Origin of the sequence: Cohnella phaseoli, assembly GCF_003386235.1 — a bacterium.
GTDB lineage: Bacteria > Bacillota > Bacilli > Paenibacillales > Paenibacillaceae > Cohnella > Cohnella phaseoli.
Genome location: NZ_QRDZ01000017.1, coordinates 81,126 through 97,179, shown reverse-complemented (window position 1 = coordinate 97,179; position 16,054 = coordinate 81,126). Strand labels below are relative to the sequence as shown.

Below are 16,054 nucleotides of genomic sequence, written 5' to 3'. Positions count from 1 at the left end.
ACTTCATGCCTGGGCTCGCACTCTTAGCGCAGCGAGTAGAGCTTGGCTACCTGGTCGCCCGTCAGCGCTAGGTCATACAATCGTAATTCGTCCATTCGGACTTGCGCGTATTCGATATTGGAAGCCGACTGATACCCGAGACGGATCGGGCTCTCCACTGTCGTCAGTCCTCCGTTTATCTCACCGCTCATCCCTTCTTCCTCTCCGTCAATATATACGCGCGCGTTTTTCCCGTCGTAAGTCACGGTAACCAGGTGCCATCGGCCGGTCTGCAGGGGCCAATCGAAGGACGCAACCGTACTGTACCAACTCGTTTTCGACGTGCTCATGACGAAATGACCCGCTCCGCTTGGTAAAATCGTTAATCGGAACGCATTGTCCGCATCCCCTCCTTCTTTGCCGATCAAGGAATAATTGAGCTGCGGCAGCCTCTGCAAGTTTATCCATAAGGACAATGTAAATTGCTCTTTGCCATTCAGTGCGGTGCTGTCGATGACCGCGTAATCGTCAAGGCCATCCAGAGTAAGCCTACTGCCCGATACTCCCCCGGCTTCGATCTTAGCTCCGTTTTTCAATTGCGCGGCGTCGCCTGCTCCCGATGATTCAGGCGACGCGTTCCCGGAATTCTCATCGAATTTCCAAGTCGATACCGGCGCGGGCAGTTCTCCGTTCTCGCCGGTCTGAGCGGGGCAGCGCGGTTCGGCTAGCAAGGAATCGGCGATCGCTTGCCGAATCGCCGGATCGAGGGTCGCTTTCGGCTTGTTCTTATCGCTCTTCTTCCCTTTCTTTTGCTTTTCGAGCAGCAGCACCCAATCCTCGTTGTTCGGTTTGGCGGGAATGCACCAGCTCGAGTCAGCGGCTTGAACCTTCTCGGGAATCGAATAGTACAGTCCTGTGCGCGGGTCGAACCAATATGCCTCGTAAGTCGCGGTCCGATCCAATTGTTTCAGGGTTCCGGTGGCCGTGTCGTTATTGTAGAAAAAGACGACGTAAGTTTCGTTACCGTCGGACGAGAGCAACGATCGGGTAGTGTCGTTAAAGGAAGCCCATGCTCCGTCGTTAAATCGGGGGATCAGTTTCCACCAGCTCAGCGACGTATAAAACCTTTTGAAGTCGGTCAATTGATCCCCCGTCTTCAAATTCGCGCCGTCATACCACCAGAAGTACCGGTCGGGCATTTCGGAAGCCGTTCCGAAGTCGCCCGGCTGCCCCTTTTTGGAATAAATATCGTTCCATACGCCCGCAGCCCCATATCCGTATCCGTACATCCCGTACTGAAACGCTTTGTATGCCGCGCCTAGAGCTCCTCTGCTATCGGTCCAAAACTGATCGTAGCCGCTTTCGTATAACACCGCCGGTTTGGACGAGGAAGCCTCCCAGAAGGACTTGGCTACTCTCATGCCGGATAGATTGCCCTGCCATTGAACCGCCCATCCGTCGTGATACAGTTTGTCGGCCCAGCTGGAACTTGCCGGGAGAGTCGAATTGGTGCTCTCCATATGCGGCATGATCGGATGTCCGTAAGCGTCGTTGTCAGATAAGCTCTGTCCTACCGCATACCACTTGCCCATCGACTTTTCATCGTAGTTTCCGTACATGTTTTTGTCGATCTCTTGGGCGATCGTCCAGATCACCGGATAAGCGCCGTACCGGGCCACCCAATATTTCGCGATTCGAGACATGTAGTCCTCGGTATAGATCGGATTCTCCGCCGGGTCCAGCGCCCAGGTCACTTGCGCGTTCGCATGAACGAGTCCGTTGTCCGCGATATATTTGAACTTGCGGTCCAGATTTCGAAAGCCCTCCAAATCGGCCGCGGTAAAGCCGTCGCTTAAATTCGCCGTTTTCTCCTCGTCCGCTCCGTCGTGCGTTCCGCCGTGCGGTTGCCAGATCGGCTCCGATTGGTATACGGTAAATCCTTGGTTTTTGCGTTTATCGACCGTGTACTTGAACTGAGAAGCCACTCCGGGGGCGTTGGACGACGAGAATCGCTCATGAGGCAGGATCCAATGCGTGTCCCCTAAGTAAAAGAACGGAGTGCCGTCCGCATAACTCAAATACTTGCCGCCGTCGCCGACCTTCAGAAATCCGTGCTTGTAAATCGCCAGATCGCCTTTGTATTTTTGACTCAGCACTTTGCCGGTCTGACCGTGAAGCCCTTTATCGGACGGATCGGAAGCGGTAATCCGATAGGTCCACGTCCCCGGTCGGGTCGGCGCGAACCGGATCTTCCACGTATTCCCGCCGTCCCAATAGGCGGGCCGGGTGATGACCGTACGATCCGGACCTACGAAGACCGCCGTTACTTCAACGTCCTTGAACGGGTCCGCATAGCTTTTTTTACTGGTCAATTTAATTTCCGCGACCTTCCACTGCTCGACCTTCAGACCCGAAGGCGACGAGATCGCGAAACTCTCCGGAGCGGTCGCTCCGAGCCACAGTGCGATCGCAAGCAAGCACGCCGCGATTTGGACCGGCCATCTTCTACTTCTATTCATTCGTCGGCTTCCCCCTTATTCCGATTTCGTTTTAATAGATCGCAAGCTCGTAGATGATAGGCTGCTCCGACCCGGAAGTAAAATAGAGTCGGGCTTTGCTTCCCGTGACCGCGGGGAAAGTAACGGTTCTTGGCGTATTCGCATCGCCGATGGTCGTTCCCGTATAGGCCGTCGCCCATGCGGAGCCGTTCCAATAGTCGATTCGGTAGCCTGTCGTGCGGTTTCCGTACTCCGTAATGACCGCTTTGCTGAAAGTTGCCGGTTGTCCGAAGTCCACCGAAAGCCATTGCCCCGAGAACAAATGATGGCCTGCCTGCCAGTTGGTGGCCAGCGACCCGTCAAACGCGCGATCGGCGGATTGACCGGCATCATATTGCGATGAGCCGGCATAACTCGATGTCGGCTTATGGCTGGCGTGGTTTCGTTTTAAGAGCTCCAGCTCGTAAATAATAGGCTGGAAACCCGTGCCGCCCGTAAAATAGAGCCTTGCTTTACTCGCGGTTACGGACGGAAAAGTAACCGTCAGAGGAGAGCCGTAGTCGCCGATAGTCGTTCCGGTATAGGCCGCGGCCCACCCCGATCCGTTCCAGTATTCGATCCGGAATCCCGTCGTACGGTTCCCGTATTCGCTTATGACGGCGGTGTTAAAGGTCGTTTGGCTTCCGAAATCGACTTGCAGCCATTCATTGGCGTAACGTCCCGATGCCGCTTGCCAGTTAGTGGCCGCGCCGTCGAAGGCTTTGGCGGCAGTCTGGTTGGCATCGTATTGCGATGAGCTGCTGTAGGTACGGTTAAGAGCTGCATTCTCCGACAAGAGCTTGTAGTACTCGATCGATTGCGGACTGCTTGCCATCCCGCTCTTTACCGCAATGGCTTTCAGGACAAGGGTCTCCGGCGAAGGCGACGTGATGAGCAACGGACTTGTGTAGATCGGACTTGCCGTCGTCGGCGTCGTTCCGTCGGTCGTGTAGTGAATCGTTGCGCCGCTAGTTATCGATGTCATCGCTACGCCAAGCATCGAATCGTAAGTGCCTCCGCCCGTGCTCATCACGGGAGGGTTCGCCGCATTCGTGACCTTGGACACCCATAACGTCCAATCTTCCGCGGAGGGTTGGACGGGAATGCTCCATTGCCCCGACGCGTTCGGGGAGAATCCCGGGCTGATCGTCGTATATTTTCCGGTACGCGGATTTAACCATTTTGCCGAATAGGTGTCCGCAGCGTTTAATCCGTTCAGAATCCCGCTGTAGGTCGTTATAGCCGAAGGCAAGTACGCCACGACCGTCGAGCGATCCGAGTTCGTTTTGACGGCTGGGCTTTGGGTTCCGGGAGGAGCGCCGCTCCAAGAAATCGCGGAAGCATTCGGTTCCAGCGTCCACCAATTGGCGGCTTCGAAGAAATCCTTCATATACCGCATCTGTTCTCCGGCCGGCTTGTCGATGGCCAAGTTCCAAGGAGTCGGATCCCCGCCCCACACTTGCCAGGTATCGGAGCTGTCCCAAGTGGCCTGCCATAATCCTTCGGCGCCGTAGGAGAAGCCCGCGCTGCCCGCCATATTCGCATTCCATGCCGTTTCCCTCGTGTAAGAGGACGGAATGCCGTTAATATTCTCGTAATTGGCTTCGCCTTCGATGACGACCTTGGTCGGCGTCGCATTGTAATGCTCCAGCCAGTAGCTCTTGTCCCGTAACGCCCCGTGTCCGCTCTGCAGAAAATCGAAATGATAGGCGTCGTCGTCGCGAAACGCAATCGTGTTCGTGTAATCGTTATGAAGCGTATTGGCCCTCTTGTATGCGTCTATCGAGTAAGTGTAATCGAGCACGCTTTTCCAGCTGGCCGCGCTTCCTTGGCCGTATTCTCCGCCGCCCGTCCAGACCGTCGGATAAGCGCCGTACCTGGCGACGATATATCGGGCCATCCTCTTATAATCCTCTTCGTTGCCGCTGTCCAGAAGACGCCCCCAATCGATGCCAAGCGCCACGACCAGTCCCTGATCCACGGCATACTGAATGCGAAGATCGCTATTTTGCCAGAAGCCGGGGTTTAGGTCCGAAGCGAAACCGTTCCAGTTCAACAGGTCGTTCGTTGCGCTGCGCACCTTGAATTCCCGGATGGACGGAACGCTTCCTCCCGCCGCTCCCATAATCGAAATCCGCACGTACCTGGCCGTCGCCGTTACGGAATCGGTGAAGGAATCTCCCGCTGCTCCGGCCGTGCGGTCGATCAGAGTCGTGTAAGCGACGTTATCCGAGGAGCCTTCGATCTTGTAGCTCCAAACGTCGTTTTCCCCGAATAAGGTTTCGATTGAGCTAATCGCCGTATTCGCTTTAAGATCGATGGATAGCCACTGCGGATAAACGTTCGAGTCAGCCTTCCACATCGTCCCTTCCCGGTCGTCCAGAGCTTTGGAAGGATGAGCCACGTAACTGTCGTACAGGCTGCTGGAGGTAATAAAGCTCGACGCGTTGGCGTCGAATCGGTCGTAGTTCCAGACATGGCCGCCTTCGTTGTAAGTCCCGCTTGAACTTACGTCGCCCTGTTCGAAAGCGAAAAAGTTCATCTGGTAGACCGAATAGCCTTGTTTAACCCGTTTGTCCACCATTCCCTTATATTGAGAAGGCCATCTCGAATCGTTGGAGGCATCCCATCTTTCCCGATAAGACAGCCCCATCCAATGGGTGTCCGCCAGCCAATAAAAAGGAGTCCCGTCGTTGTAGGTCAGGAAGCGATTGGACAAATCCGACTTTAAGAATCCATGTTTGTAGATGCTTAAGGAGCCGGAATACGGTTGACTCTGTACAGTCCCGGTTTGTCCGTGCAGCCCCGTATCCGTCGGATCGGAAGAGGCGGTCGTAAACGACCAATTCCCGGCAATCGTAGGCGCGAAGCGAATTTTCCACGTATTCCCGCCATCCCAAAAACCGGGCAAGGTCAGGCTTACTCCTCCGGGTCCGACAAACGTGGCATTTAACTCCACGTCCATATAAGGATTGGCGTAGCTCTTCGAGCTGTGCAAGGTAATGTCTACCGCTTTCCACGATTCGGTAGTATAGGCGGCGTGCGCTCTCGGAACCGAAATCATCAACTGCCCCGCAACCATTGAAAAAAACAGGACCATCGAAGCCGTTAATAGCGTTGCTTTTCTTTTCATCGCTAACTTATCCTCCCTGTATGATCTATGAAGCGCTTTCAAAAATAGATTAAGGGAATAAGAGCTTTATGGACATGTGTTTGTTTTAAAAAAACTATTCTCTATTTTTCTCTTCAATCCGCTTCAATAGCCCACCGTATTCCTTAAGGTAACAATATTTTCCTGAAGGAAAGTTTGATTTTTTTCAATTCCTCTGTTTTTACACCAAACAACTGCGCAGAAAGCATCGTAAAAATCATAAAAAGGCAGCACTTTTTCCAGAGCCAACATAGGTCGAATCGATTGAAATTTTGAGTCGAGAATCTGTTTACATGGCTCTTTCCACTTTTCAAAATTCCTTTTGATATGCATTCTCCAATTATTTTGGTCAAGTTGCTTAAAACCATCGGTTACATGGTAACCATACCCGGGGGTTCTAACTTCATGGAGCATAGCAAGATACACGCCAATTTCATAAGAGAGTTTTTTATCAACTTCTCCTGTACACGGCATACCTTGAATTGACGAAAGAAGCAATGCCCCAGTCGTACTTTCATCCCCGTACCAAATGTCCAATACCTTAGGAACAGGTATTATATCCTTTAATGTTTCAAGCATCTGAAATTCACGGAATAGTTTATCCTTGTTAAATGGGATTTTTACAAAAACGGTTTCTCCACAGGCAAGAGTAAGTTTGTATACATCTGAACTAAATGATTCTGGAACGTCTTCAATGTTTAAAGCGTTCAACTTTAGCTTTTCTATAACCTTAAGAATAGAACTCATGTGCTACCTCCTGTTTCAGATCATAAAAGCGAAGTACCCCCAGAAGCGCATTTACTTGAATACGAGACTGCGCGATAGACCAGTCCTATTCTACTTATCGTGATTCCTCTATTCTTCTAAAATTAATTTAAATACATGTTCTTCATGAAAAGCTTTTTCAATTTCTCCCGTTGGAAAAAATCCTATTTTTTCATATGCTTTAATTGCAGGATGGTTATCATGAATGACTGTGAGATAGATTTCCTTGCAATCATATTGTTTTTTCATATCTTCAACAACTAATTTAAGGCTTGCTGTTCCATAACCTTTGCCTTGATACTGATGACCAAGCATAATACTTATTAATTGAAAGCGTTCGGTTTCTGGATTATATCCATGACAAGTAAAACCGATTAAGGTCTCAGAGTCATATATTGCCTTTGGAGTGAATTTGTAAACTTGACAAACAGCAAGGAAGAAAGCATTCGACCCCACCCATCTTTCAAAAATTTGAATCATTTGCTCTTGTTCAATACTGGATTTCAAATTAATAATCTGATCGAAATTACCGGGCGTCACTTCTGCCAAATAAACATTCATTTTCTATCTCCCTTAAACGTCTAATAAATTCTTGGCCTTTAGAGGCGTTCAGACTGCTCACGCTAAATAAAATTCAAATGCTTCATTCGGTTTATGACAGATAATACTTCATTAATTCTTGGTAATTCAAGCCATCTTTCGAAACCGAGAAAAGAGGAGGAAAATACCATATCCACTCCTTCTCTCTCCATATCTTCGAGACCTTTTTTGATTTTTTCATGAAGAACGATGAGGCGATCCTGATTGCTTATGGCGATTTTGCGAATTAAAAAGGCAATAGCTGCAAGCTGGGCGGGTGATGTCATATTATAAAGCCCTCTGATATCAATTTGTTCATCACCAATCAGGATGTACCCCATGGTTGAAACTTTCAGCTTTTCTCTTCCACTGCCGCTCGGATAGCTCGAAAAGTGATCGGTGGTTATTTTTCTCTCTATCTCCCATTTTGCAAAGGGAATACGTTCGCGCGGTTCGTCGTGTTCACATAATTTTTTTGCTTCCTGGGTTACGTTTTGTGGCACAAAATTGTCCATCAGAATGATTTGATCGGCAACCGACAAAAATTCACCGCTACCTCCAATAACAAGAACGGAAGATACGCCAACAGCCTCATAAAGCTCCCTGACACGCTCCGTAAAAGGTGTAATGGGCTCATGCTTGATCAAAGAACGCATTTTGATGTCTTGAATCATGAAATTCGTCGCACTTCTGTCTTCATCAATAAGAAGAAGCTTACACCCGTAGTTGATTGCCTCCATTATATTTGCGGCTTGAGATGTGGAACCTGAGGCGTAGTCCGTCGAAAACGATTCAGTCGAACTATGGGGTATCCATTTTATGAATGGGGTAATATTGATGTTTTTTATGGACCGGCCTTCCTCTGCGGATATTTCCATTGCACTTTGATCCGTAATTACAAATTCTCGTCCGTCGCCTATGCAGTGATTGTAAATTCCCGAATTTAGCGCATCCAACAAGGTGCTTTTACCCGAGTAACCACCGCCCGTGATGACCGTTACGCCCTGTTTGATTCCCATCCCTCGCAATCCGCAAATTTCAACTTCAACATCTTCCGGGGATGCAAAAGGAAAGGCACCTTCGAGTGGTCCGTTGTTGTTTGTATTTCTTGGAAAAATGCTGCCATTCGCAATAAACGCACAATAATTACTGGATTTCAGCCATTCGCGTATCCTATTTTGTTTTTTAGCCAACTCATAGGCAGCATTTAATTTGCCAAGATCAAAGTTGACTATCAACTCCTCCACTTCTTTTGGAAGCATTTTGCAGAGCATGCGCATAGCTTTATCATTATTCTTATAGGGAAGTTGAACTGTAATCATTAGGCATAGATACCATTTTTCCGAGATGACCTCGACAAAGGCTGCATTACGTTGCAACACCACGTTGGTTGGACGAAAACAATAAAAAGCACCGTTTTCTTTACTTGAACGCGACCGGTTATAAATCAATTCATTTAATGCCTCAATATGACTAACCCATTCTCTTAAGGCAAAATCTGAAAGAACAACCTGATCCCTATTTTCATCTAAGCCGAGACGGTCAAAAGGTATTTTTATGGTGATACAGGGGATATCGAGTGTGAGTTTATGTGTCCGTTCAATGTAATAGGCAACATCATTATGCCAATAGGTTGGATCACTTATCGTCCCCCCTTCATCATAGTAAGAACCTTCATAAATCATATTGTAAGATGACTGTCCGGCTTGTAAGGAGCGAAAATATTGAGCGAGCCTTTTAATAAAGCATCATCCTTTCGTATTTGGAAAGCGGGGAACAACGGGAAACGGTACCGAAGAAAGAGGCCCCTTATCTTTTGGAACAAGCAACGCCGAAGCGGATCACCGGATCACCCCCCTAATAAAAAAATAACAGCCACTCCATAAGTGGCTGTCATAGACCGGCAAGAAAACCTAAACGTTTCTTCTGCCTAAATATAAAAGCCCTGAGGGTGAATCCTCCCCTCAGAGCCTAATGTATCCGTAAAAAACAACTAAAAAGCAATATGAGGATAGGACGTATATTTTGTTTTTGTTTTCATTGTCCTCACCTCGTTACGATTAATTTTTAGAGCAACAGAATCATAACATAGAGTTGACTCACAATAAAGGGAAAGATTAATTATAATGAACTCAAAGCCTCTGACTTCTACCGTTCCCCTATTGTCAATCTAACTATCATCGCGCGGCATTTGCCTGCGCCCGCTCGTCCATCATGTCGGCAATATCCTCGATTTGTCCCATTACTGAGATTGGATCGGAGAAATAGAAGCGATACCCGTCGATCTCGTATAATTCATTGTTTTTGACTGCAGGCAATGTTCCCCAGATTGAGTCGTTGGCATAATCGAACGTCTCGGTCTTGGCATTCACCGCCATGAAAATATGGTCTCCGGCATACTTGTCCACCACTTCGCTGGAAACGCTCAGCCAGCCCACCTTCGGATCAATGTTCTGTATGACATTCTCATTCATCGGCATACCCAGTTCTCCGTGAATGGTTTTGCCGGTATAGGCGCTACCGTAAAGCGTGATTTCCTTGAGGATGCCTCCGTCAAATACAGTGACCGTCTCCCCTTCTTTGATGTGGGCCCCCACTCTTTCCTTCGCTCGAGCCAGCTTCTCCTCGAACATCGACAGCCAGGCCGAAGCTTCCGACTGTTTGCCTAGAACCTCGCCCAATTTTTCCACTTGTTCGCGGACATTGGAGTTATTTTCAAGGAAGAAGGTAGGGGCGATCTTGGAATAGGCTTCATATTTGTTGGCATCCCCTGTCACAATAAGATCGGGATTGAGTGCCACGATCGCCTCCAAGTTATCGGATATGTCAACGATGCCCGCTACTTGATCCTCCAAATAAGGATTTTCCAAAAACATACGATTGGTTCCCACAGGCTTGACATTCAATGCCAACAAATAGCCCAGATAGAAATCGGTAACGACTCGCTGGGGATCGGTCGGAACCTCAAGCTCTCCCGACGGCGTTGCGACAAGCCGCGTACTTGATTGACTGGAAGTATCGCTGCTCGCAGAACCGGTCGCTTCTGGAACCGGCTGGGACGGGGATGCGCTTAGAGAAGCGCTGGGTGTGGCATCGTTAACGGCGTTGGTGCTGCAACCTCCAAGAAGCAGACCAAAAGCCAGCAACAGGCTGGTCGGTACCTTCATTGAATGTTTGAACATGTTTGTAGACCCTCCATTCCTATATTGACAATGATTCTCATTATCACAAATAGGAATATAGCACGACTGCTCGGGGGCAACAATGGAATTTCTCCCTGCAGATAATGTAACATCCTCCTCTTCGAGGAGCTTGCGATAACGCTGCGGGGATATCCCCTTGTGTTTTTTAAAGGCATTGCTGAAGTAATAAGTATCCTGATATCCAATCGCAGCTGCGATCGTACGCAGCGGAAGCTTGGTCTCGGCGAGTAACGCGCATGCCTTGTTAATTCGCAAGCGAATGAGACAATCGATCGGACCGCGATTGAGGACCTGTTTGAAACAGTTCGACAGATAGCCGGGGCTTCTATTAACCGCAAGCGCCAGCGTATCCAGCGTATGAGGCTCGGAATAATGCTTAAGCATATACTCCAGAGTCATTGTGACCAAGTCGGCCGGACTTGCCGTTAGGGACGACGGAGGCCCGGAATGATATTGCTCGATGACCTGAGACAGCCATTGGTAGAAAACTCCTTTTAGCTGCAAGGATACCGCTTGTTGCGGGAGCTTGCTTAATTCAAGCATATTCGCGAGAAGATCATAGAGAATCACCGGTTGATAAGGAACCGCATAGTAGACCGAATCGAAAGGATTCCATTTGTCCAGCAAGGATAACAGATCGTGGGATAGAGACTCCCCCAGGTCGGCCTCGTAGTCCACGATATTGTACTCCACTCCTTCTACCCCTGCGTTCACTTCGCAATAGCTTTTATTCGGCACATGGAAAATTTGCAGGTTATTCGCCGAATAGGTGCGCCGATTCAATATAATCAAGGCATTGCCTTTACTTATGCAGAGGAAACTGCCTGATCGGAAGGTGAATGAATCGCGCTCTCCGGGTTTCAGGGTAATCTTACGAACTTCAATATGCCGGATACGGGCCATGTCCCACAGTCGGATGTGCTCGTCCAGGCGCAGCATCATGACAGCATCTCCACTTCTTATGTTGAGGTTACAGATCATCTAGAGTAAAGCCTTGTTCCGTTGTAAACTACCAACGAGCGGTGATCTATATTATCAGAATAAAAGGTAATCCAAATATCAGTCAACTGTACGGATGTCCGATCAGCGTTTTAAAAGCGCAGAGCGCAGTGTATAAAAATAGGCCAACCAGAATTTCTCTGGTCGACCTATTCATGCGTAGAGTCTATATAGGTTGCCTGTGCATCCATTGCGTAGCTACCCATTTAACGCCTTGGATAACGGGTTCGCCGCTATGCAGCGTTAGTTCATTGATTCGGGGATCGTCATAGAAGTATTCGAAGTATAAGGCGGAGCCTTTTGTCGGTGTAACAGCAATCCCTAAGCGAGGAAAAGTGGTTTCCCCTCCCTCTTCCACATCGTTCAAGTACATGATCAACGTGCTTATTCGATTGTTGCGACTAGAGGGATGATGGGGTCCGAAATAGTCGTGATGCGGCTTAAATTCTTGCCCGGGCTCGTAATGCAGGATTTGTAATCCTTCACTGTGAGAACGAGGGACATGCATCAAACTCGAAATACGGTTTTCAATCGCAACAATGAACGGACTTTCGTTTGCGTCAAAAAACATGCTGCTGCTCGTGCGTATTTGGCTGACTTCTTTGTTTGCTAATTTCGATCTCGTCAAACGAGACGAAGCCGATTCGATTAAGGCTTGGCATTCGTCATCGCTCAATACTTGGTCGAATTTCATAACCAAAGGTTCTTCGTTCAGAACTGCAGCGGTAATGATGCGATTGTCGAGGCTATAAGATGATTGAATAGGTACAATAGAAATTTCCGAAATCATAGAGTCGGCCCCCACAATTCGAATACGGACATTTTCCACTAAATACCTATAGAATAAAAAAATAGCTTCCATTAATGAATGTAATTTTCTACATAATCTTTATACTATTTGCACTATACAGCTCTCCTCCATCGCAAATTCGCCGTTCATATCGGTTACAAATTCATTGTTCTATCGCAACGCTTGAAATCTTTGCACGGAATTTCAAGCGGTAGAACCAGAAGATTCCTATGTGCAGGGCAGCAAGAACGAGATAAATGTTGCTGAATAGATGATCGCTGCCCGGATCGACATGAAGCGGATTCCATTGGAAAGACGAACCCTGCGCCACTATCATGCCGTAGACGCCTGCAGCCATTCCTTGGGCAATGAAGCCGGCCATCGAGAACAGCCCCATGCCTACGCCAATCTGGTCCTTCGGCAACGATCGCGATATCGAATTGGACATGGCGACCTGGATGAAGGATTGGCCCACATTGCCGAAGACAAGAAAAAGCGAAATCCATAACGGAGAAATCCCCGTAAAGACGGACAATAAAGCAAAACAAACGATTAAAGATCCGGAAGCTACAGAGAACAGAAATGCATTTCCTTTCAGATCCGCCAGCTTCCCGCCTTTTCTTCCCAGAATCGAGGAGGCTACCGCCGCGGGAACCATGGCGAATCCGATCCATTTGACATCCAGACGATAAACTTCGGAAAGCAGAATCGGAGTTAAGAAAAATAAAGATATTCCTATGCCGCTGATGAGAAAAGCCAGCGCCAGTCCGACGGCATACTGCTTGTTATGGAACAATCGCGGTTGGATAAAAGCTTCTTTAGCCGTTCGTATGCGCACGATGAAGAGGATTAATGCCGCTAATCCGACAACCGCGATCATCCAGTTTCGGTTGGTGACCCCGAGTAAAAGAAGCGATAAGGTAACGGCAAGCAGGCTTCCGCCCAGCCAATCGAATTTACGAGGAGCTTCCTTCGTTTCATATTCCAGATATTTTCTATAAAACGGAAGCAGCAGCAGAATCAACAGAGAGGGCAGGAATAGCCACCTCCAGTTCGCAAAGCTGACGACAATCGCGGATATGACGGGCGCAAGAGCGCCTCCAAGCGCAAGCCCCACGGCTGTCATGCTTAAGGCCGAACCTCTCTTCTCCGGCGCAAAATACCGTATAGGGATAATCAGCGCAATGGCCGGAACAGCCGAGGCTCCCGCGGATTGCAAACACCTTCCGAGGAGAGCCATCCAAAAGCTGTGAGAAACGAGTCCAATGAGCGACCCCGCCGCAAACAGCGATAGACCGAACGTCAGAAGACTCTTCAGTTGGAATCTGTCCGCCAGCTTCCCGTAAACCACGGTTCCGAATGCATAGATTAACGTATAGGCCGAGGACAGCCAACTTGCCTCGGCAAGATTAAGGTGAAATTCCTCGCTTATTTGCGGAAGCACAACGTTAAACATAAGAGCGCTCATCGACGAGACCATAACCGTAAACATCATTAGACGCATTAATACCGGGCCTTTTTGCTGACGCGAATCGGAATTCATGTTTAGACACCTCTTTTAATGATGTATGCAAGTACATACTTGCATTGTGGGGAATAAAAAACTAGGGAGTTAAAGCCCTAGCGAATAACCGTACGCTTTCCTCGATAAACTCGTTCAATCTTTCTTCGTTTAGGTTGCCGTTGAATGCGCCGCGATTCATCCACATGAAAGATAAAGCCTGCATTTCGGGATTCGACGTCTTCAACACCTTATGTTGATCCGACATGTCGATCAAATATTTCGTTAACAGATTTTTCAGCTGTTGCGGGTGGCGCCCGGCCTCCTCATAGACTTCCTCAGGAAGATTGCTTCCTCCCTTCTGAACGATTAACAATAATTTTCGGTTTCGATTCATGATCTTGTGATACGTTCTACTGATCGTGAGGAGGTCTGAATGCAGCTCCCCCTTCAGCGTTCCGTTAAAAAGCTTCGTCATCTCTTCGGCATAATGGTAGCGGCTAACCGCGGCCTGAAGGATCTTCTGTTTCGTGCCGAAATGGCGAAATAACGTGACTTCATTTACGCCGGCCGCGCTAGCGATTTCCTTGGTCGTTGTAGAATCGTATCCCTTGTCAGCCATGAGATCGATTGCCGCTAGCAGGATTTTGTCGCCGGTGCTTTGATTGTTGCTCATTATTCCACCCCGCCTTAATGCAAGTACTTACTTGCATCATTAGTCTATTTCACTTTTGTGACCATGTCAAGGACGGGAAATACAAGGCTTGAGAAAGAGACCGTCCCATAAACGCTTCAAGTTGCTCTCCAAGATGATCCATACTAAAGTTTAAAGAGGTATGTACCTCCTTTCGATGCGATACGCTCCCGAAATCTGAATGGGTAAACCCGTTACAGAGTAATTTCGGGAGCGTATGAGGCAATCTACAGGAGATACATACCCCTTACTTTGTGGGTTGATCCTTTCAGCGATTGGCTTAAGGGACAGCCCTTTATTTCATGACTTTTATCTCAATGTTTTCAGAGCGCCGCCCCAGGAGATGACTTGATCAAGCATCGCATTAACGTTGTTAAGGTGCAGATCATTCGGTTTGAACACTGTGCCGTTCTCGAAGTCCGTAAACAAGGAGAGTGTCGGATGCACGCGAACGTCCGCAATCATTAATTCGCCCATAATTCCTCGCAGATGTTCGGCCGCGCGAGCTCCGCCCGTCGATCCGTAACTTACGATTCCCGCCGATTTGTTGTTCCATGCATCCCGGGCGAAGTCGAGCGCGTTCTTTAATGCGCCCGTAATGCTGTGATTGTATTCTTGCACGATAAATACGAAGCCGTCCAAGCTTGCAAGCTTCCCATTCCAGGCTGCAATCCCCGGTTCCGTACCATCGGTTGTGCCTAAGAACGGTAATTTATAATCGGCGATATCCACAATCTCGTAATTCGCATCCCCGCGTTTATCGGCGATCCCCTTTACCCATTCCCCTACTTGCGGACTTACGCGCCCTTCGCGCGTGCTTCCTAAAATAATTCCGATATTAAGCTTAGTCATTCCATGACCCTCCCTGGTTGTTTTTCCGAATAATTTATCCCACAATCCCATGTTCTCGCACCACCTATTATGTTGCCCTGATTTGCTTGTTTCTTTCCGAATCCCTTACCTTGGTTAAATCACTAAGCGAATGCGATTTCCCGACGGGTCGGCAGTCAGGAACTCTTCTCCCTCTTCCGATACGGAGGCACCGATCCGTTGTAAATTCGCAACGGCTTGCGCCCGAGCCTCGACGTTCGGATAGACGACGGTATACGCTTTAAGGCCGACGCTGTTTTCAGACGGTTGGGGCGCGCCAACCCCGTTCCATGTATTAAGACCGATATGGTGATGGTACTTGCCGTTGGCAATAAACAGCGCTTGCCCGCCGAAGCGTAAAATTAGCTCAAACCCTAGTCCCTCAAGATAGAATGGTTTGACTTGGTTCAAATCGGAAACGTGCAAATGGATATGACCCATGACGGTATCGGACGGCAGACCGTTCCAGGTCCGCTCTCTTACGCCCGCAAGCAGACCTCGGAAATCCAATGGGTCCGTAGACATCGCTACCTCGTCGTTATTCCATGTCCACTCCGAAGGATCGCGATCCCGATAGACTTCAATCCCGTTCCCGTCCGGGTCCGACAAGTACAGCGCCTCGCTGACCAGATGATCGGCCGAACCGATCGGGATGTTCCGTTCGGAAAGATGCACGACAAACTGCGCCAGATCGGAGCGCGAAGGAAGAAGCAAGGCGAAATGATACAGTCCGGTTGTTCTTCCTTGTTTGGCTACAACGCCATCCGGCTGCTCGATCGTTAACAGGACGGTCCTTCCGTCGGCGGTTAACTCTGCGGATTTCTCGGTCTGATTGAGTACCTGGAAACCGATGATCTGTTGGTAAAATTCCAGAGAACGGTTCAGATCCGTTACTTTGAGATTGACTTGACCGATGTACGTGTAAGGCTTGCGATGGAAGTTCATTTGTCACCTCCGCTAATTTTGTTATTTGAAGCGAAAATCAG

At 48.7% G+C, this 16,054-nt stretch carries 11 protein-coding genes; all 11 read right to left on the bottom strand.

Annotation, left to right across the window (positions count from 1 at the left end):
• Positions 1-23: 23 nt before the first annotated feature.
• Positions 24-2,498, bottom strand: a complete 2,475-nt coding sequence (locus DFP98_RS20765) for an apiosidase-like domain-containing protein (RefSeq protein WP_116062526.1) — start codon at positions 2,496-2,498, stop codon at positions 24-26.
• 31 nt (positions 2,499-2,529) lie between these two features.
• Positions 2,530-5,649 (bottom strand): apiosidase-like domain-containing protein, encoded by a 3,120-nt coding sequence (locus tag DFP98_RS20760; RefSeq protein ID WP_116062525.1) that lies wholly within the window; start codon positions 5,647-5,649, stop codon positions 2,530-2,532.
• 123 nt (positions 5,650-5,772) lie between these two features.
• On the bottom strand, positions 5,773-6,414 hold the full coding sequence (locus tag DFP98_RS20755; RefSeq protein WP_116062524.1) for a BUD32 family EKC/KEOPS complex subunit: 642 nt from the start codon (positions 6,412-6,414) through the stop codon (positions 5,773-5,775).
• A gap of 108 nt (positions 6,415-6,522) precedes the next feature.
• Positions 6,523-6,993 (bottom strand): GNAT family N-acetyltransferase, encoded by a 471-nt coding sequence (locus DFP98_RS20750; RefSeq protein ID WP_116062523.1) that lies wholly within the window; start codon positions 6,991-6,993, stop codon positions 6,523-6,525.
• A 62-nt stretch (positions 6,994-7,055) separates the two neighbouring features.
• Positions 7,056-8,696: a P-loop domain-containing protein gene (locus tag DFP98_RS20745; protein ID WP_116062522.1), complete on the bottom strand. Its 1,641-nt coding sequence runs from the start codon at positions 8,694-8,696 to the stop codon at positions 7,056-7,058.
• A 492-nt stretch (positions 8,697-9,188) separates the two neighbouring features.
• Entirely contained in the window at positions 9,189-11,156 is a 1,968-nt protein-coding gene (locus DFP98_RS20740; protein WP_181917826.1) for an ABC transporter substrate-binding protein, read from the bottom strand.
• A gap of 223 nt (positions 11,157-11,379) precedes the next feature.
• Entirely contained in the window at positions 11,380-12,003 is a 624-nt protein-coding gene (locus tag DFP98_RS20735) for a 2OG-Fe(II) oxygenase (RefSeq protein ID WP_116062520.1), read from the bottom strand.
• Positions 12,004-12,166: 163 nt separating this feature from the next.
• Positions 12,167-13,546, bottom strand: coding sequence for an MFS transporter (locus tag DFP98_RS20730; protein WP_116062519.1), 1,380 nt, complete (start codon positions 13,544-13,546; stop codon positions 12,167-12,169).
• Positions 13,547-13,607: 61 nt separating this feature from the next.
• Positions 13,608-14,180, bottom strand: a complete 573-nt coding sequence (locus tag DFP98_RS20725; protein WP_116062518.1) for a TetR/AcrR family transcriptional regulator — start codon at positions 14,178-14,180, stop codon at positions 13,608-13,610.
• Between the two features lie 327 nt (positions 14,181-14,507).
• Entirely contained in the window at positions 14,508-15,101 is a 594-nt protein-coding gene (locus DFP98_RS20720; RefSeq protein ID WP_116062517.1) for an NADPH-dependent FMN reductase, read from the bottom strand.
• Between the two features lie 63 nt (positions 15,102-15,164).
• Positions 15,165-16,013 carry a VOC family protein gene (locus tag DFP98_RS20715; RefSeq protein ID WP_116062516.1) on the bottom strand — a complete coding sequence of 283 codons (849 nt, stop codon included), beginning with the start codon at positions 16,011-16,013 and terminating at the stop codon, positions 15,165-15,167.
• Between the last annotated feature and the right edge of the window lie 41 nt (positions 16,014-16,054).

What these genes read in the sequence shown, in the direction of transcription:
- DFP98_RS20755 (WP_116062524.1), bottom strand. Translation starts at nt 6,414, where the DNA reads ATGAGTTCTATTCTTAAGGTTATAGAAAAGCTAAAGTTGAACGCTTTA.
- DFP98_RS20750 (WP_116062523.1), bottom strand. Translation starts at nt 6,993, where the DNA reads ATGAATGTTTATTTGGCAGAAGTGACGCCCGGTAATTTCGATCAGATT.
- DFP98_RS20725 (WP_116062518.1), bottom strand. Translation starts at nt 14,180, where the DNA reads ATGAGCAACAATCAAAGCACCGGCGACAAAATCCTGCTAGCGGCAATC.
- DFP98_RS20735 (WP_116062520.1), bottom strand. Translation starts at nt 12,003, where the DNA reads ATGATTTCGGAAATTTCTATTGTACCTATTCAATCATCTTATAGCCTC.
- DFP98_RS20720 (WP_116062517.1), bottom strand. Translation starts at nt 15,101, where the DNA reads ATGGGATTGTGGGATAAATTATTCGGAAAAACAACCAGGGAGGGTCAT.
- DFP98_RS20760 (WP_116062525.1), bottom strand. Translation starts at nt 5,649, where the DNA reads ATGAAAAGAAAAGCAACGCTATTAACGGCTTCGATGGTCCTGTTTTTT.
- DFP98_RS20765 (WP_116062526.1), bottom strand. Translation starts at nt 2,498, where the DNA reads ATGAATAGAAGTAGAAGATGGCCGGTCCAAATCGCGGCGTGCTTGCTT.
- DFP98_RS20715 (WP_116062516.1), bottom strand. Translation starts at nt 16,013, where the DNA reads ATGAACTTCCATCGCAAGCCTTACACGTACATCGGTCAAGTCAATCTC.
- DFP98_RS20730 (WP_116062519.1), bottom strand. Translation starts at nt 13,546, where the DNA reads ATGAATTCCGATTCGCGTCAGCAAAAAGGCCCGGTATTAATGCGTCTA.
- DFP98_RS20740 (WP_181917826.1), bottom strand. Translation starts at nt 11,156, where the DNA reads ATGATGCTGCGCCTGGACGAGCACATCCGACTGTGGGACATGGCCCGT.
- DFP98_RS20745 (WP_116062522.1), bottom strand. Translation starts at nt 8,696, where the DNA reads ATGATTTATGAAGGTTCTTACTATGATGAAGGGGGGACGATAAGTGAT.